This window comes from Pantoea sp. CFSAN033090, assembly GCF_001264395.1.
In the GTDB taxonomy this organism is placed as follows: Bacteria; Pseudomonadota; Gammaproteobacteria; order Enterobacterales; family Enterobacteriaceae; genus Pantoea; species Pantoea agglomerans.
The window spans coordinates 109,471-125,559 of sequence record NZ_LGYX01000008.1; the positions used below are offsets into that span (position 1 = coordinate 109,471).

18 protein-coding genes are annotated in these 16,089 nt (G+C 49.5%); 11 read left to right on the forward strand and 7 right to left on the reverse strand.

The window, feature by feature from the left end; all coding sequences use genetic code 11:
* Window positions 1-16 precede the first annotated feature (16 nt).
* Window positions 17-778 (reverse strand): DeoR/GlpR family DNA-binding transcription regulator, encoded by a 762-nt coding sequence (locus AFL22_RS09720; RefSeq protein ID WP_052271279.1) that lies wholly within the window; start codon window positions 776-778, stop codon window positions 17-19.
* Window positions 779-954: 176 nt separating this feature from the next.
* Here AFL22_RS09720 and AFL22_RS09725 point away from each other — a divergent pair, with 176 nt between their 5' ends.
* The 4 genes from AFL22_RS09725 to AFL22_RS23360 all read left to right on the forward strand — a co-directional run bounded on the left by AFL22_RS09725 (window position 955) and on the right by AFL22_RS23360 (window position 5,794).
* Window positions 955-2,574 (forward strand): PTS transporter subunit EIIC, encoded by a 1,620-nt coding sequence (locus AFL22_RS09725; protein WP_052271280.1) that lies wholly within the window; start codon window positions 955-957, stop codon window positions 2,572-2,574.
* Entirely contained in the window at window positions 2,575-3,279 is a 705-nt protein-coding gene (locus AFL22_RS09730) for an MBL fold metallo-hydrolase (protein WP_052271281.1), read from the forward strand.
* Between the two features lie 591 nt (window positions 3,280-3,870).
* Complete coding sequence (locus AFL22_RS09740) at window positions 3,871-5,115, forward strand: MFS transporter (protein ID WP_052271283.1); 1,245 nt, start codon at window positions 3,871-3,873, stop codon at window positions 5,113-5,115.
* Window positions 5,116-5,593: 478 nt separating this feature from the next.
* Entirely contained in the window at window positions 5,594-5,794 is a 201-nt protein-coding gene (locus AFL22_RS23360; protein ID WP_072123880.1) for a CPCC family cysteine-rich protein, read from the forward strand.
* Between the two features lie 235 nt (window positions 5,795-6,029).
* Here AFL22_RS23360 and AFL22_RS09745 read toward each other — a convergent pair whose 3' ends face one another.
* The gene (locus AFL22_RS09745) at window positions 6,030-6,818 is read right to left on the reverse strand and encodes an enhanced serine sensitivity protein SseB C-terminal domain-containing protein (protein WP_010246741.1); all 789 of its coding nucleotides are present in this window, start codon (window positions 6,816-6,818) and stop codon (window positions 6,030-6,032) included.
* Between the two features lie 439 nt (window positions 6,819-7,257).
* Between AFL22_RS09745 and AFL22_RS09750 the strand changes: the two genes are divergently transcribed.
* The 3 genes from AFL22_RS09750 to AFL22_RS09760 all read left to right on the forward strand — a co-directional run bounded on the left by AFL22_RS09750 (window position 7,258) and on the right by AFL22_RS09760 (window position 9,904).
* Window positions 7,258-7,866 carry a dTMP kinase gene (locus AFL22_RS09750; RefSeq protein WP_052271284.1) on the forward strand — a complete coding sequence of 203 codons (609 nt, stop codon included), beginning with the start codon at window positions 7,258-7,260 and terminating at the stop codon, window positions 7,864-7,866.
* Between the two features lie 334 nt (window positions 7,867-8,200).
* Entirely contained in the window at window positions 8,201-9,514 is a 1,314-nt protein-coding gene (locus AFL22_RS09755) for an FAD-binding oxidoreductase (protein WP_052271285.1), read from the forward strand.
* 15 nt (window positions 9,515-9,529) lie between these two features.
* Window positions 9,530-9,904 carry an NmrA family transcriptional regulator gene (locus tag AFL22_RS09760; RefSeq protein WP_072123881.1) on the forward strand — a complete coding sequence of 125 codons (375 nt, stop codon included), beginning with the start codon at window positions 9,530-9,532 and terminating at the stop codon, window positions 9,902-9,904.
* A 142-nt stretch (window positions 9,905-10,046) separates the two neighbouring features.
* On the opposite strand, the gene AFL22_RS09765 is transcribed toward AFL22_RS09760, so the two are convergent.
* Window positions 10,047-10,793 carry an NAD(P)-binding domain-containing protein gene (locus AFL22_RS09765; RefSeq protein WP_050679221.1) on the reverse strand — a complete coding sequence of 249 codons (747 nt, stop codon included), beginning with the start codon at window positions 10,791-10,793 and terminating at the stop codon, window positions 10,047-10,049.
* 99 nt (window positions 10,794-10,892) lie between these two features.
* Here AFL22_RS09765 and AFL22_RS09770 point away from each other — a divergent pair, with 99 nt between their 5' ends.
* The gene (locus AFL22_RS09770) at window positions 10,893-11,261 is read left to right on the forward strand and encodes a helix-turn-helix domain-containing protein (RefSeq protein WP_052271286.1); all 369 of its coding nucleotides are present in this window, start codon (window positions 10,893-10,895) and stop codon (window positions 11,259-11,261) included.
* Between the two features lie 174 nt (window positions 11,262-11,435).
* Here AFL22_RS09770 and AFL22_RS09775 read toward each other — a convergent pair whose 3' ends face one another.
* Window positions 11,436-12,005: a DUF4142 domain-containing protein gene (locus AFL22_RS09775; protein WP_033760900.1), complete on the reverse strand. Its 570-nt coding sequence runs from the start codon at window positions 12,003-12,005 to the stop codon at window positions 11,436-11,438.
* Window positions 12,006-12,468: 463 nt separating this feature from the next.
* Between AFL22_RS09775 and AFL22_RS09785 the strand changes: the two genes are divergently transcribed.
* Window positions 12,469-12,978 carry an anti-virulence regulator CigR family protein gene (locus AFL22_RS09785; RefSeq protein ID WP_022624599.1) on the forward strand — a complete coding sequence of 170 codons (510 nt, stop codon included), beginning with the start codon at window positions 12,469-12,471 and terminating at the stop codon, window positions 12,976-12,978.
* Window positions 12,979-13,002: 24 nt separating this feature from the next.
* Here the strand turns inward: AFL22_RS09785 and AFL22_RS09790 are convergent, their stop codons facing one another.
* Window positions 13,003-13,236: a helix-turn-helix transcriptional regulator gene (locus AFL22_RS09790; RefSeq protein ID WP_052271287.1), complete on the reverse strand. Its 234-nt coding sequence runs from the start codon at window positions 13,234-13,236 to the stop codon at window positions 13,003-13,005.
* Window positions 13,237-13,311: 75 nt separating this feature from the next.
* Window positions 13,312-13,737 carry a RidA family protein gene (locus AFL22_RS09795; protein ID WP_010246770.1) on the reverse strand — a complete coding sequence of 142 codons (426 nt, stop codon included), beginning with the start codon at window positions 13,735-13,737 and terminating at the stop codon, window positions 13,312-13,314.
* Window positions 13,738-13,878: 141 nt separating this feature from the next.
* Between AFL22_RS09795 and AFL22_RS09800 the strand changes: the two genes are divergently transcribed.
* A complete protein-coding gene (locus AFL22_RS09800) occupies window positions 13,879-14,475 on the forward strand; it encodes a TetR/AcrR family transcriptional regulator (protein WP_052271288.1) in 597 nt (198 codons plus the stop codon).
* Window positions 14,476-14,564: 89 nt separating this feature from the next.
* On the opposite strand, the gene AFL22_RS09805 is transcribed toward AFL22_RS09800, so the two are convergent.
* On the reverse strand, window positions 14,565-15,134 hold the full coding sequence (locus AFL22_RS09805) for a TetR/AcrR family transcriptional regulator (RefSeq protein ID WP_033779997.1): 570 nt from the start codon (window positions 15,132-15,134) through the stop codon (window positions 14,565-14,567).
* 136 nt (window positions 15,135-15,270) lie between these two features.
* Here AFL22_RS09805 and AFL22_RS09810 point away from each other — a divergent pair, with 136 nt between their 5' ends.
* The gene (locus AFL22_RS09810) at window positions 15,271-15,996 is read left to right on the forward strand and encodes a glutathione S-transferase (RefSeq protein WP_033779995.1); all 726 of its coding nucleotides are present in this window, start codon (window positions 15,271-15,273) and stop codon (window positions 15,994-15,996) included.
* The last annotated feature ends 93 nt before the right edge of the window (window positions 15,997-16,089 follow it).

Here is a 16,089-nt window from a genome sequence, read left to right on the forward strand (position 1 = left end):
TTGTACTACCTCACGTTTAAGTATTTGTCAGTATCAACTCGACGTTATTGTCTTGCAGTGACTGGATAAAACTGCTTTCCGGCAATTCATCTGTCACCAGATAATTGATCCAAGATAAATCACAAACTTTGAAGAACCCCGTTGTGTTGATTTTTGTATGATCCGCCACAGCAATAACGGTCATGCCCTGCATAACCATCTGCCTTTTAACGAGACCTTCTTCTTCTGTATGAATAAAAAGCCCTTTATCGGAGATGGCAAATACGCCAAGCAAAACATAATCAACGTGATACTTTTCAATTTTCTGTATGGTTTCGCTTCCGTACAGAAACATTTGCTCTTTATGAAGATTCCCCGGCAATATTTTGATGTCGCATTTTTTATTTTTGGCGAGCCGATTCGCACTGGTCAATGAATTAGTGATAGCCAGGATATTTTTATCGCTCAGATGTGGGATCACTGTTTCCACCGTGGTAGATGAATCAAAGATAACGCTGCTGTTATCCTTAATGAGTTCAGCTGCTTTTATAGCGATGCGTTCTTTCACCGGATTCTGGATCTCTGAGCGCTGGCTGTAGTCAAAAATCAACGCATCGCGATTATTGATCACCGCACCGCCATGTGTGCGTTTAATCACATTTAACTGTTCCAGACGAATCAGGTCTCTTCTGATCGTATCCTTGGAAACCTCGAGCTTCGAAACGAGACTTTCGATTGATATGCTTTTGTTTTCCTGAATAATTTTCTTAATTTTATTCAGTCTCTCTTCAATCAGCATAGGTTATCTCCTTGTAAGTACTGAATCTATCATTGCATGCATTACTTTGCAACATTGTGATCATTGATTGCAATTCAAATGCACACTATTGCATTTTAATGCATGTCGGGCTTATAGTGAATTCGACCTACATCAGATTAGTTTTTCATTATTCCCTCTTCTCAAGGCATGCCACTATGAAAAACAGCTTGTTCAATTCATTACAAAAAATAGGTAAATCTTTTGTCCTGCCTATCGCCGCTCTGCCGCTGGCCGGCCTTTTGCTCGGCTTAGGATCAACGCTGACAAACCCTGAACGTAGCACGCTGCTGATCGAAGGAGGCACTTTATTCAAAATTGCGGCTGTCCTGACTGATAGCGGTAACGTTGTGTTTGGCATTTTACCCTTGATGTTTGCCGTGGCGGTTGCTCTTGGTCTTGCCAGAAACAGCAAAGAGGTCGCTGCGCTTTCTGCACTCATCGCCTATTTTGTGATGAACGCTTCGCTTGCCAGCACTATTAAAAACTTTATGGTTCTGTCAGATCTGCAGAAAACGCCTGGTCTTATAAGTAATTTTCTGAACTTCCAGAATACGATGGATACCAGCGTACTGGGTGGCGTCATTATTGGGCTGATTGTGGCCTGGTTGCATAACCGGCTCTATAAAATAAAGCTTCCGGAAATCTTCGCTTTCTTCTCTGGCGTTCGCTTTATCCCGATAATATCCTCCGTTGCCGCTATTGTCGTCGGCATGCTTCTGGCTTTCATCTGGCCACTCATAGCACACGGCATCGTTATGTTGGGAGAAGGAATCGCCCACATGGGCGCTTTCGGGACATTTTTATTTGGCTTCATACTCCGCGCACTTATCCCGACGGGGTTGCATCACGTTTTTTATATGCCGTTCTGGCAGACGGCGCTGGGCGGTACTGCTGAGGTAGGTGGTCAACTGGTTGTGGGTGCCCAGAATATCCTTTTTGCGCAACTGGGCCACGGGGATGTGATCAGCCCGGAAGTTGCCAGGTTCTACTCCGGCAACTACGTAGTCATGATGTTTGGCTTCCCCGCCGCCGCTCTGGCGATGTACCACACGGCTTACCTGCGCAATAAACCCAGGGCGAAGGGTTTGCTGTTCTCTACTGCCGTCACCTCTTTTCTGACCGGGATCACCGAGCCACTTGAATTTTCATTCATGTTTGCTTCCCCGCTGCTCTATTTCGGGATCCATTGTGTGCTGGCCGGTCTGGCATTTGCTGCCGTCAACCTGCTGGATGCCGGTGTGGGTTATACCTTCTCGGGTGGTGTACTGGACTTCTTTATATACGGCATTATTCCGGGCAACGATCGTACCCACTGGATCCCCATCGTGCTTGTCGGACTGGTTTTTGCGGTTCTCTATTATTTTGCCTTCCGTTTCACCATTCAGTGGCTGCACCTGAAAACGCCGGGTCGTGAAGATGCCAATGAAGAAGTGAAGCTGCATACAAAGCAGGACTATCTTGACCGGAATAAATCTGATGGACCAAAGCCGAAGCAGACCGACGCCGCTTGCGTCAGTGAGAAGACACTGCTCACTGCACAGATCATTGAAGGCCTTGGCGGGCTGGATAACATTGATGAACTGGATAACTGCGCCACGCGGCTTCGCGTGTCTCTTTATTCAGGGGAAAAGGTCGATAAGGAACGGCTTAAGCAGACCGGTGCAGCCGGTGTCTTCGTTGCCGGCAATAATGTGCAGGTTATTTATGGTCTTAACGTGGGCCACATTAAAACCGAACTCGATGAGTACATCAGTTTGTTACAGGGGAGCAAATAAATGCAGTTACGTAAGAGGTTATTCATGATTTCCGGGGGGACTTACGGCAGGCTTGGCAATGCCTATGCTATTCAGCATGATCGTGGCTATGTTCTGATTGACTGCAGCGTGCCTGCCGCGCAGGAAACCATCCGCAAAAACTTACACTACTGGGGGATCCCCGAAAACGAAATCACACACGTTCTTCTCACTCATGGCCATGACGATCATGCAGGCTGCGCGGCTTATTTTCAGCTTAAAGGCGCAAAAGTTTGCGTCGGTTCAGCCGACGCCCATATGCTGATTAACGGTAATTTTGGTCCTGACAGTCCGCAGACCAACCATGTCATGCCAGCCTGCTGCCCTGATATTTTGCTGGAGCATGACACCGTCCTTGATGTTAGCGGCCTCAGCATCCGGGTATTTACGATGCGCGGACATACTGATGGCAGCGTAATTTATTATCTTCATCTCGATGAAGATGAAGTGCTCTTTGCTGGTGACATGTTCTTTACAGATGGTGAAAAAGGGGATCAGGCGTTTACTGGCTGGAAAGGTGATATGACCTACAGTGGCGAAAAGCTGGGAGAGAGCTTCGCCAGGCTGTGGAAGCTTAACCTGCGGCCAACCGTGATACTGGGTGGTCACGGTATCGCCAGAATCGGGAACGATGCCCATGAAGCCATCAAGGTCGCGTATAAATACTGGCAGTCAAACAACCGCTGAGTAAGCTCACTGCCTGAATTCCTGATGGTGAAGTCTGCCATGGCACGTACCATCGGGATATTCAGGACTGAGTTTTCCAGAAAATCATGACGGGCCAGTCTGCTCTCGCATGCCGATACACCGTGTTCGTTAGCAGCTTTAAACAGCCTCCAATAACTAAAATGGTCCTGAACGGGGTCACTTCACTTTACACCCTCTATCACTTAATACACCCGTCAGGAGTGTCATCTAAATGAATCAGCCGATAACATCAATACTTCAACTATTACCTTATGGTTGCAATAAGACATTACAGCCTGGCCTTATCCTTTACTGTCGAATATCAAAAGTGTCGTTTTATTATCTGGTGGCTGAAAACGGCAAAAGAAAAGAAGATTTTTGTCCGTATTGTTCAGGCCATCCGGAATCATCTGCGTGCTGAAAAAAGCCTGCCCGATTCCGAACGTCAGATACGTCTGCACGTGTGACCAGAGAACAGCAGCGATTTAATTACTAATCATTTTCATCTTTCAGAGCGCTTCGTACTCTTCAATTCGAAAATCTACCTGCATCATTACGAACCTGACGCAGTTTACTGACAACGGAAACTCTATGACTACTTCCGCTACAAAGCCTGATAACAACGTAGCCCATCTTTCCGGACAAGCCGGAGATGGGCCGCAGAAGCTCCTGGTGCCAATTCTGGGAGCTGTTGCTTTTACACACGGCTGCAACGACCTCATTCAGTCTGTGTTACCCTCCATTTACCCTTTGCTGAAGTCAAATTTTGAGCTTACGTTTACGCAAATTGGTTTGATTTCTCTGGTTTACCAGATGACCGCTTCACTCCTGCAGCCCTGGATTGGACTTTATACAGATAAGCATCCTAAGCCGCTGTTATTACCGACAGGAACCGCCGTCACACTCACTGGAGTAGGCCTTCTCGCTTATTCCGGAAGCTTCAGTATGCTGTTGTTTGCGGCCGCGCTTATTGGAGTAGGGTCTGCAACTTTTCATCCAGAAGCATCACGTGTGGCCCGAATGGCTTCAGGTGGCAGATTTGGCACTGCCCAGTCAACTTTCCAGGTGGGCGGCTATATCGGAACCGCATTTGGTCCGCTCGTCGCTGCATTAATCATTATCCCGCACGGACAGTCTTCTGTTGCCTGGCTGATGTTGATCGCGCTAATAGCCCTGGTCATACTGGCGTGGATAAGCCGCTGGACGGTTCTCCATGGGCAAATGCATATGAAGAACCATACTGATGCAACCCTTCGCAGACTAAGCATTAAAGAAATAAGGGTGGCACTGAGCGCCGTGGCGATTTTGATACTGGCCAAATATACGTACATCTCATCAATCAGCGTTTATTATACTTTCTATCTGGTATCACGTTTTGGTATACCTTTGCAGGACGCACAAATTTATCTGTTTTCTTTCCTCGTTGCCGTAGCCGCCGGCACACTGATAGGCGGCCCCGTTGGAGATCGTATCGGACGTAAGGCTGTGGTGTGGATTTCTTTCCTGGGCGTTATACCGTTTTCACTGTTGATGCCTCACGCGACTCTTTTCTGGACTGTTTCTCTGACTATCTGTATCGGCTTTGTGATTTCTTCAGCGTTTGCAGCTCTTGTTGTCTATGCGCAAGAAGTACTTCCCGGAAGAACAGGCATGGTTTCCGGAATCATGTTTGGCACGATGTTTGGTGTAGGCGGGATTGCTGCAGCTGGTTTAGGCAAACTGGCCGACTGGTACGGCTTAATTCACGTTTATTACGCATGTGGCTTCCTGCCAATGTTAGGCCTGGCCACCTTAATCATGCCTGAAACACACATCAAAAAGAAAACAGGCAGATAAATGTCCTGGTTTAATTTGAAACAAGAACTGCAGTTCAGGCTGCCAAAGAACGGCAGCGCCGTTCAGTTTTAATTGACGCCGAGAACCACCATGGATACAGGAACGGCATTGAAGTTTATAGCCACTTAAACAGGCTGACTATCTTTTCCATTCCTGCGTCGATTTTCCCCGACCTATCTCAGCCAGGGGATACAACCCTATTTTTGATGAATGGATTAAGGAAGCTGGTCTCAATGATCTGCTCTATAATACTTTTTCTATATGTATAACCTGGTCATCTCAGATTTACAAAAACGAAAATTTCTGCGTTCTCAATTTACTGTAAGGTCACAAATAGCGTGAGTGCGCAGCTTGTTATCGGAACAAGGAAGTCGATGATAATCTTGAAATATCTGATTTTATTGAGGCTGAGTATATCAGGAATGCACCAGCAGCTCTGTACCAGCAGGGAGCGTTACTGGGGAAAACGTCAGGAGAAATGGAAAAGACTGTAACGGAAAAAGAACTTTATTTATGTCCCTGCTGTGGTAATAAGATAATCGGGAAACAAGGAAATTATGAAATCTGTTCAGTCTGTGATTGGGAAGATGACCCGGTTCAGTCCGAGGATCCTGATTTTCCAGGCGGGGCTAATATGCTTAATTTAAATAAAACCAGATTACTTTTTTTTCAAAAATAGAACTAACTTTCCCGGTTGCCTGCTCGCGTTTAGTTTATCTGTGACTATCTAAGCAAAATATCCATCTGCTGCAGAAATATTTGAATATCCGCTCCTCACTCATAGCGGACACAGATAAATCCACCCTGGATCACGTATTTCAGTCACTATCACTGGCACTGTTGAAACCGGAGATCAAAGTCACCCCCGATTTACTACGCTGGTTACAAGACAACATTCAGAAGCCGTTCAGCGCTCAGCGTCCAAACATGCCCTTTAGTTTTTGCTTCATGCTCCGAACATAGAATGGCGTAAACTGCGACCTGATATGTGAGTCCAGACCTTTGTCGTTCTGGCCAAGGCGCATCAGATCCACCGCCTGCCCATCCGGAGAGGTATCCGCTGCGACAAGACCCGCACCACGCATCACCTCTTGCACATCACCGCTCATTTCCACCCCCACCAGATAATGCGGTTTATCATCGACTGACGGGTCGTGCATTAAAACCAGGAATGCACGGCTGACCCCGGGACATTTTGCAAACCAGGCTGATAACTCTTTCAGAAGCCTGTCCGGAACAACGGCAGGTACTCCCACTAATACCTGTGTTTCTTCCTCAACCACCCTTGTCTGCGGCAGGCGACCCGTTCCTTCCGCCAGCATGGCTTCTATTTCTTCCGGCACAAACTCCTTTCCGTAATCCGACCTGGGATTAAGAAACACACCCTCTCCCCGCGTCATTTCAAAAAAGGCTCTGGCAGGCAACTTCATGTATTTACTTTCCTGGCTGATGGCGCGCTGCAGGGTGGCAAGCGAGCTGAATACCGGAATGACAGGCGTTCCATCCGGTTTTTCCCAGTGCTGAATCGAGATATTCTCACCCGCCTTTAGTTCGACCTCACCATCACCCGTTGCCCCTCCGGAACTACCCAGGACGTAAAGCGATGAATCTAACAGTACCCGGTAAAACTCAGGTCGTTCTGCTGGATGATCGGCCGCCAGTTTTAAAGCAGTCTCCAGTTTGATTTCTCTTTCGTCAGACATTTAACCACCTTAGGCAGGATTGGATTAGGATCGATTTAACAAGGGCTTATGAGCATAATATAGATAATTTCTACTCGCCAGATTCCTGCACGTACCGGGGGATTGCCTTTGAGGGCTCGTTATTGCGATTAAGGACATGCGTTTGAATGGGTAAATGGCAGAACAGGCACGATCTTTTCCGTTTTCCAGACGCTTCCCTTAAACTACACCGCACAGGCCTCAACTATTAAGCTTACCTGACTAACATCCTGTTCTATAAACTCGTGAGTCAGAACCGTTACCAGCGTGTTCACCAGGGTCTGTTTAAAAATCATGTTCACGCTGACGTGCCTGACGGTTACAGAGAACGATGTAGGTTCAGCTGTTCAAACCAGGAAAATAAGATGTTTTTACCGGATGCACGATTCACAAAAATCTTTCCTCACTTCTCATTCCAGGCATGAGTCGTCAGCTGTTTGTTTCTCTGGATGGGCCCAAGGGAACCGGTAAAACCACTCTGCTGGAGTCCATTACGCAAGTGCTAAGAGCAGATAACAGGAAGGTGATCCGACTTAGCGAGCAAAAAAGCGATCCCTTCAGGGCGGAAACAATGGCGCTGGTTAACAGGCTCGCCAGAAATCCCTCCGTCGAACTTGAGCGGGAAATTTGTGAACGTTTTGCCGTTAGCCGAGCCTGGATTTCACAGAACGTACTGACTAAACAGCCCGGGAACTGCATTATCCTGATGGATCGCTGGTATCCGTCTGATGCCGCGTTTCGGCGGCTGGTGCCCTTTGCAGAGATTTTGCAGCGAAACATTGAGCACAACGTGCGAGCGCCAGACCTGCATATCGGGGTAGTCACGGCACCTGAGATTTCATGGGAACGAGCCGCGGCACGATCGCGTGGGCTGGGGAGTACAGTGATTCACAGGCTGGAAGAGCATGTCGCTTGCACCAGAGCGTTCGAGCAGGAGATGACCAACCACGGCTGGTTTTTATGTCGCAATGAAGGAACCGTAGAAGAGGCAACGATGCAGGTCATTGCTGAAATCTATAAAACGCTTTGATGCCGTACAGGCATCAGTTTCAGGAGCTGATTCGCACTCGAAATTGCCAGTTAACAGCGCGATCTGTTCCATTTCGCTCTCACCTGCTCGGGCCTCATGAATATATCGCCTCTGCAGATCGCTGGTTTCGGTCTTTGGTGCTAGCCAATAAAACCCATAATAGTCGCGTTATAATCTCTTCTTCGAAAATTCGCGCCACCTTTGGTTGTTAACTCAAAAATCATCCACCTGAATTTTACTTGTCTGAAATCAACAATAATCAGATTACCGCTGGCATAGATATCCCGGTTTCACTTATAAATTTCTTTTATTTTTTCAGAGAAGGCACAGGGAATTGCGCTACGCATCGATACCATTTAATCACAATCAACTGGGCTGGCCTGCGGGTGAGCATTGTTTTACGCCGCAGCCCATGCTGCGAGAGGATATCACTGCCGACTGGGTTATCGTCGGCGCGGGATTTGCAGGTGTTGCCTTTACGCGCCGCCTGGCTGAAATTAATCCCGACCTGAAAATTATCATCGTCGATGCGCACAGCACACGAGAAAGTGCATCGGCACGTAATTCCGGGTTTGTTATCGGTCTGCCTCATAATATTGGCAGCTCCACCGCTGAATTAAAAAAGGCCAACGCTTACCGTAACCTGCTTCAGGAAGGCATTCGTCAGCTGGAGCAGGTTATTTCTCAGCATCATCTTCAGTGCGACTGGCAACAGGTCGGTAAATATCACTGCCAGGCTGAACGTGGCAGTGATCGTATTTTAAAAGAGTACGCCAGCCACCTCGATTTAATGGATGAGCCGTGGCAGATGTCAGACAGCGAGGAGCTTTACTTTAAACTCGGCACGCGCTTTTACAGCAAAGGGATATTTACCCCTGGCTGCGTGCTGGTGAATCCGGCGCAGTTGATCGCCGGGCTAAACCACTATTTGTCTGAAAATGTTCAACGCTTCGATAACACGCCAGTGCTGGGGATTCGCTACGGCAGCATGGCTGAAGTGCTGACACCGTTTGGCATCATCAAAACGCCAAAGGTGATGCTGGCCACCAACGCATTATCGCCAGAGTTGCGACCAGGACTTTCGCGGCAGGCTGCAATGGCGACCTTCGCCAGCATCACCGATCCGCTGACGGATGAACAACTGGCCACCCTGCCCCCCATGCAGAGCTGGGGGCTTACGCCGGTAAATGCGATTGCCGGTGCAACCTTCCGTTTTACCTCAGACCGCCGTTTCCTGATTCGCCAGCACGTGATACCCGCACTCAGCGGTCAGGTGAATGCCGCGCAGACCTGGCAGGCAACCCAGCTGCATCAGCGCTTATTTCATAAAGTCTATCCGACCCTGGGCAGTGTGAAGATAACCCATACCTGGTCCGGCACCATCAGCGTTACGCGAAACAGCGCGCCTGAATGGGGCATGCTGAACAAATTTATCTGTACGGCGGGTGGCTGTAACGGCGCAGGTGTTTCAAAACAGACCGTAGCGGGCAGTCTGCTGGCTGATTACATGATGAAACAGGACAACCCGCATATCGCGGATATGCTGTCGCTGGGCAAGGCCAGTTTCATGCCGCCATCGCCGGCGCTGGATATCGGCATAAAACTGTCACTGATGAAAGAGCGTTATCTGGGCCGTAAAGAGGTCTGATAATCCGTAACTGTAATGATCGATACACGGGATATTGCTGAAGTGGCGGCAATTGAAGTGATAAGGCGCGACCAGGCCAGCGAAGAATTACCGGTCGAAACGCTCAGTCTCGTGGGGCCGGATACGCTCAACGGAGAAGAGGCAGCAGCAGCCTGGCAACAGCTTCTGGGCCGTCCGGTAATTTATGGAGGAGATAATCCGGATGCATTCCAAGCCAATATGGCGGAGTTTATGCCGCGCTGGATGGCGTATGAAATGCGGCTGATGGCTGAACGTTACGTCAGTGATGGGATGATTCCACAAGAGGGCGACCGGGAACGTCTGGTCACCCTGCCTGGCCGCCCACTGCATACCTATCGTGACTTTATTACCGCACTCGCCGGAGAGTAATCTGGATCTCTCAGGCTTAAGGACAAGCCTGCAGAGCAATACCGTGGACTACATGCCTGAGCCAGAGCCACTATGCAAAAATATTCTCAGAACAATCTTTATCCAGAACTTCAATGCAGACAGATTATCCTGGCCGGGCGATTTAAACCGGCCAGTTTATGGCACGGTTGTTTTCGATAATATCCTGATGAGAGGGTGCATCACCCAGCGTCGCGAAACTGGCATAAAGCTGTGGCAACCGAGCCTGACCTTCTCCCTTTCTGGCCAACGCCAGAGCTCGCAGCATCACGGGCGCTTCCCAGTCACAGCAGTAACAAGGTGTGCAGGGCTGCTGACGCCATGATTCAGCGATAGTCCCAGAGAACACAGGATCAAAACCGGTGTCGTTAACCAGTGACATGGCCGTCTGCACTGCTTCAGGATGATCTCCCGCTACGGCAACCGCCAGACGACCCCGACTTCCCTGCGGCTGGCCCAGATCGGCGAGCGAGTCGGCAAGGATATTATTAAAAGCTTTAACCACAGGGTGTCCGATTTGCTCCTGAACCCATTCGCTTTCGGTCTGCCCATTATCCAGTGCAGTAATCGGTGCGTCACGCAGGCCAGGATAGTAATTGCTGGTGTCGATCACCGGGACATGGGGTGGCAGGTGATCGAAAAGCCCATCAGGCAGGCTGCTAAGTGCCGGAAGCGGAATGGAGAGAATCACGGCTTCGACGTCTGTAACCGCTCCCCTGATGTCTGTGGGTTCTGCATTAATTTCACCCGCAAAAACACGCACGCCATCAACTCCGCGTGAATTAGCGATTTTTACCTTGTGCCCCGCTTCACTGAGCTTCCGTGCCAGGGTGCCACCGATATTACCTGTGCCAATTACGCCGATTTTCATATTTCGCTCCTGATTCTGTGGTGAGTGAGATAACCTACATATTGACTGAATAAACAACAAGAACCGACAAAATAGTGGGTTACTAACCTGAAGGTAAGTATGGAAAGAGACTGGCGTTGTGATATTCCGGAGCAGCGACTGGTGTGGGCTCAGGCTACTACTGAGGCGCTGAAGATTATTGAAGGAAAATGGAAGACAATTATCATCTGTCAGCTTTTCGCTGCTAAAGGCCCGCTGCGCTTTTCAGAGCTGGAGCGCCGGATTGAGGGCGTAAATCAAAAAATGCTGATCCAGCAGCTTAAACAACTGGAACAGGATGGCATCGTGACACGCACGGTGTATCCCGAAGTCCCTCCGCGTGTTGAGTATTCACTTACCGACCTGGGAAAAGCGCTTGGGCCATCAATGACTGCTCTGATTGACTGGGCCTTACTACGTCGTGAAACGCTGGGGCTTGATGGCGCCTGAAGCTCGCATTTCAACCCAGTTATACCGATGTGGCTGAGCGCAGGGCATGGCTGTTCAGGCAAAGGCTGGCGTAACGAGAGAGAAACTCCAGCTGATGGTGGATTATGTCGTTTCTGGCTGGTCCCGATGATCCCGTAACAGCGCTTGCGGATAATTCGGAACCGGCCAGCCCGGTTACATCGCCATGTGCTGGGCGGATTTCAGATGCTGTTCTACAACAGGGGTATGCGCGTCGGCCAGCGCCTTCACATCCGGATCCTTTATCTTCGTCGCGTCACTCTTCAGCGTCGACAGCACCATCTTATGATCCATTATTCCGGCATTTTCCATATACATTTTGTCAAAGGCACCGCCGCTCTGCTTTTCCAGCTTGTCGGCCATGGCCTTATGTTTAGCGTCTGGCGCAGTCGGTAATGTCACCTCTTTTTGCTTAGCAACCGCCTGAACTTTTGTCAGGGCACTGCCATGATCTTCGACCATCTTCTGTGCAAAGGTTTTAACTTCTGCGCTTTGTGTTTTGTTCAGCGCAATTTTGGCGGCGGCAATTTCATTGAGATTGGCCTGCGCCATATCCTTCAGTGCTTTTTCATCACCAGGGCTGAGCTTGTCACTCTTTACGGTCTGCGGTGTATTCCCGCCCTGCGGGGCGCTTGTCTGCGTCTCAGCCTGTACGGTGGCAGTGCTGCACAGAGCGACGACGGCTGATATAGCCAGCCATCCTTTATAGCTTTTATTATTTTTCATTTTGTAATCCTGAATATTATGGGAAGACCGATATCAGAAAAGTTCTGCTCAAAATTACCTGCTCCGTCTCATGAGTCGACATGGTTTCTGTCTCGCTTAAGGTACCTTATGTAGCAGAGTTATTAAGCGTTGTAGTAATGTCAGGTAATCGCAAGTATAAACAATGCATTGCAGCAGCATAAAAATAACGAAAATGTATTCCGCCTCGCTTAAAGCCGAAAATTTATCTATTGTTAGCAAGGGTTTCAGCATAAAATTTATACGAAATATCAAAACACCGTACAGCTTTTCTTTGATTACTTTGAGATAATTCTTAAGGTTGCTATGTGGTTGTCGGCCGTTTAATGCTGGGTAATAACTAACAGGTGACATAATAATGTGAAGAGGTTGAGCTCATGTTACCTCCTTACATCGCTTTATATTTTCTGGTTCAGATTACTGAATAATATTAAGGAAAGATCACATGCTCAAATCTCGCGCTTTAAAAGCCGCATTTGCGGTGGTGATATCTTGTACCGTGCTTGCTGCGCCCGTTTTCGCAAATCCGGGCAACGGCAACGGTGGTGGCGGTCAGGGTAATGGTAATAGCGGAAACCCGGTTAATAACGGCAAAAGCGGAGAGCACGGAAACAAGGGGCATGGTAATGCGGGTCCGAAAGAAAAACATGGAAATCGTAAGAACGCAGGACGACCCGATCACGTCGAGTCAGATATCAACTACTCTCTTGCACGTAAACTTGCCGTCAATTATGGCCTTGTCGGCTATCAGTCTTTGCCGCCAGGAATAGCTAAAAAAGTTGCGCGTGGTAAACCTTTGCCTCCGGGTATCGCCAAAAAAAGTTTGCCAGCATCAATGCTAAATGAGCTGCCCTATTACCCTGGTTACGAATGGCGAGCCGTCGGAGATAATCTTGTGCTGATAGCCCTGAGCACCGCTGTCGTGACCGCCGTAATTAATGGGGTTTTCGATTAACCTTCAAAACTTTTTCGAACGAATTTACTTTCCTGGTGGAGCGCCAGTAACACGCTTAAATGCTTTTCTGAAGGCGCTCTCCGACTCATATCCCAGCGCGGCAGACATGCCTGAAATCGTCTCGCCTGAATTTTGCAGACGATCGCTGGCGAGTAGCATCCTCAATTGCGTCAGATATTCTATGGGCGTAATTCCAACCGTCTGACCAAAGTGTTTTGCAAATGCAGCGCGGGACATCCCTGTCTGTAATGCCAGCATATTTAACGTCCGGCATGTCATCGCAGCACCCGTCTCCGGAGTAAAGTGCCTGACAGGCAGATTGCCACTCATGCTTTATGCACTCTGTGACAGGCTCCGTTGGTCCCGTTGATCGGGAATGCGCGCAATCACCTTAATTTCAAAATCAAATCCCGCCAGCCACGTCACTCCCACCGCTGTCCAGTTAGGATAAGGAGGCTGCGGAAAAACGCGCTGCTTTATCTGCATGATGGTTTCGAACTGTTGCTCCGGATCGGTGTGAAATGTGGTGACATCGATCAGATCGTCAAAGGTACACCCTGCCGCAGCGAGCGTGGCTGCCAGATTTTCAAATGCCCGTTCTACCTGAGCAGCAAAATCGGGCTCCGGCGTGCCGTCGGCACGGCTGCCCACCTGACCAGAGACAAACAGCAGATCGCCTGAGCGGATAGCCGCTGAATAACCATGTTGCTCATAGAGAGCGTGACGATTGGCAGGAAAAATGGGTTCGCGGGTGATCATAGAATTTCCTCAATAGCCTTTAGCGGATTGCAGGATGCAGCGCACACGAGTTTGATTTAATATACGCGGCGTATGTCACATTAATCACACATACGTCGCGCATGTCAATTAATATACCTCGCGTATGTGAAAGGAGAGTGTATGGCCGCTAAACGTCGCGCTGAAACAATGGAAGAGAACCGGGCAAAACTGATTGCAGCAGCACGCAAAGCCTTTGCCGAAAAAGGCTTTGCCGCCGCGTCAATGGATGAACTGACGGCCAGCGTAGGTCTGACACGCGGGGCGCTCTACCACAATTTTGGTGACAAAAAGGGGCTGCTTGCAGCGGTCGTCGCACAGGTTGATGGCGAAATGGCGCAGCAGGCTAAAGCGGCAGCGTCTGGGGTGAGCGATGCGTGGGAGAAGCTGGTGGCTGAAGGCATCGCCTACATCCGCATGGCAATGGATGCCGAAGTGCAACGCATTGTGCTGCGCGATGGCCCGGCTTTTCTGGGAGATCCCTCGCAATGGCCCAGCCAGAACAGCTGCCTGGAAGCCACGCGTGAAACGATTACCCGTCTTATCGACAGCGGGATAATGAAGCCGGTCAACGTCGATGCCGCCGCTCATCTGCTGAACAGCGCGGCGCTGAATGCCGCACTGTGGGTCGCTTCCAGCAGCGAGCCGGAAAAGGCGCTGCCAAAGATGATCGACGTGTTCACACAACTGGCAGGCGGCTTGCGCCATAGTGCGATTTAACCCTGAATGCTCACTGCTGCTTTCACTGATAGCCCTGAGGCTGTGAGTGCTGACGTCTGTAACTCTTTCAGGCGCGGTGCCGTTTTAATTCAGTGTGACAGCGGAATCAGGCCGCTCTCCTGATAGGTCGCAATCAGGTTATCAAAAATGGTTATATCCTGGCGCGTGCGGGCTATTAACTGCGCGCCAGCAACTGCGGTGTAGATTGCCAGCGCACGCTGCGCATTTTTCTCCGGGTTATCGGGCGACTTTTCGCAAAGGACCTCTGTCAGCCACTCGACGTTCGCATCGACAAAACACTGAACCTCACGCTTCACTTCCTCGGGCAGATCTTCATATTCCGCCGCCATAAAGCTGGAGAGACAGAGCCGGTTGGCATCTTCAAGCGACTTGCGGAAAATCTGCGGATAGCGCTGCAACGCTTCATCCGATGAGGCACTTTGCTCGCGTATAGTCTTTAAATCCTCAGCCGTATCCTGCCAGTATCGGTTGGCAACCGCGGCCCCCAGATTGGCCTTACTGGCGAAGTGATAATAGATACTGGCATTCTTGATGCCTACCTCGTCAGCGATGCTGCGAAAATTAATCCCATTATAGCCATGATTCTGGGCAGCACTTTTTGCTGCGGCCAGAATGGCTTCACGCGCGTTCAGGCTCATAACTCAGTTTTCCTTCAGGAGGTGGAGACGCATTATAAGGGGAAAACATTTACCTGCCAACTGGTAGACAGGGGTTGACATAAGGAAAGTTCAGCACCACAATCCACCTACCAATTGACAGGTAGGTAACTTAATCATGACTGATATCCACAATGCATCTGCAGTTCCGTCACTCCCCGCGATGAAGATTTATGACTGGTATGATGGCCCTTATCCTGCACGGGTCAGGATTGCCCTGGCGGAAAAGGGATTACTTTCTGAGGTCGAATTTATTCCGGTCAACCTGTGGAAAGGTGAGCATAAAAAACCTGAATTTTTAGCAATCAATTATTCCGGAACCCTGCCGGTTCTAGCGCTGAATGACGGAACGCTGATCGCTGAATGCACCGCCATTACGCAATATCTCGATGTGCTGGATGACAATCCGGTTCTGACTGGCGTCACGCCGGCAGAAAAAGGCGTTATCCATATGATGACCAAACGGGCTGAGATCGAATTTCTTGATGCAGTCAGCGTCTATTTCCATCATGCCACCGCAGGACTGGGGCCGGAGGTGGAGCTCTATCAGAATCCGGAATGGGGTGCGAAGATGCGTGAAAAGGCCATCAGAGGGATGCACTACTTTGACGGCGTTTTACGCTCACAACCTTATGTCGCGGGCAATACATTTTCGATGGCGGATATCGCCGTAACCGGCGGAATGATTTTCGCGACTTTGGTGAATCTTGCTGTTCCTGACGAATGTCGCGCCCTGAAAGCGTGGTATGCAAAAATCCAGAGCCGCCCCAGCTATCAGCAATGGCAGGCAATGGTTGAAGCGGGCCGCCCTGCTGCTGCTGCATCGTCTCAGGACCGGGCGTAAGATCGCGCTGATCGTTCTGGATAACGTGGTCTGGCTGCTGTAAAAAACCCCGGAAAATCTTCCGGGGTTTTGTGATCTCAAAACATGAAATTT

What these genes read in the sequence shown, in the direction of transcription:
- AFL22_RS09730 (WP_052271281.1), top strand. Translation starts at nt 2,575, where the DNA reads ATGCAGTTACGTAAGAGGTTATTCATGATTTCCGGGGGGACTTACGGC.
- AFL22_RS23360 (WP_072123880.1), top strand. Translation starts at nt 5,594, where the DNA reads ATGGAAAAGACTGTAACGGAAAAAGAACTTTATTTATGTCCCTGCTGT.
- AFL22_RS09785 (WP_022624599.1), top strand. Translation starts at nt 12,469, where the DNA reads ATGCTCAAATCTCGCGCTTTAAAAGCCGCATTTGCGGTGGTGATATCT.
- AFL22_RS09770 (WP_052271286.1), top strand. Translation starts at nt 10,893, where the DNA reads ATGGAAAGAGACTGGCGTTGTGATATTCCGGAGCAGCGACTGGTGTGG.
- AFL22_RS09805 (WP_033779997.1), bottom strand. Translation starts at nt 15,134, where the DNA reads ATGAGCCTGAACGCGCGTGAAGCCATTCTGGCCGCAGCAAAAAGTGCT.
- AFL22_RS09795 (WP_010246770.1), bottom strand. Translation starts at nt 13,737, where the DNA reads ATGATCACCCGCGAACCCATTTTTCCTGCCAATCGTCACGCTCTCTAT.
- AFL22_RS09810 (WP_033779995.1), top strand. Translation starts at nt 15,271, where the DNA reads ATGACTGATATCCACAATGCATCTGCAGTTCCGTCACTCCCCGCGATG.
- AFL22_RS09745 (WP_010246741.1), bottom strand. Translation starts at nt 6,818, where the DNA reads ATGTCTGACGAAAGAGAAATCAAACTGGAGACTGCTTTAAAACTGGCG.
- AFL22_RS09775 (WP_033760900.1), bottom strand. Translation starts at nt 12,005, where the DNA reads ATGAAAAATAATAAAAGCTATAAAGGATGGCTGGCTATATCAGCCGTC.
- AFL22_RS09800 (WP_052271288.1), top strand. Translation starts at nt 13,879, where the DNA reads ATGGCCGCTAAACGTCGCGCTGAAACAATGGAAGAGAACCGGGCAAAA.
- AFL22_RS09765 (WP_050679221.1), bottom strand. Translation starts at nt 10,793, where the DNA reads ATGAAAATCGGCGTAATTGGCACAGGTAATATCGGTGGCACCCTGGCA.
- AFL22_RS09725 (WP_052271280.1), top strand. Translation starts at nt 955, where the DNA reads ATGAAAAACAGCTTGTTCAATTCATTACAAAAAATAGGTAAATCTTTT.
- AFL22_RS09760 (WP_072123881.1), top strand. Translation starts at nt 9,530, where the DNA reads ATGATCGATACACGGGATATTGCTGAAGTGGCGGCAATTGAAGTGATA.
- AFL22_RS09740 (WP_052271283.1), top strand. Translation starts at nt 3,871, where the DNA reads ATGACTACTTCCGCTACAAAGCCTGATAACAACGTAGCCCATCTTTCC.
- AFL22_RS09720 (WP_052271279.1), bottom strand. Translation starts at nt 778, where the DNA reads ATGCTGATTGAAGAGAGACTGAATAAAATTAAGAAAATTATTCAGGAA.
- AFL22_RS09750 (WP_052271284.1), top strand. Translation starts at nt 7,258, where the DNA reads ATGAGTCGTCAGCTGTTTGTTTCTCTGGATGGGCCCAAGGGAACCGGT.
- AFL22_RS09790 (WP_052271287.1), bottom strand. Translation starts at nt 13,236, where the DNA reads ATGCTGGCATTACAGACAGGGATGTCCCGCGCTGCATTTGCAAAACAC.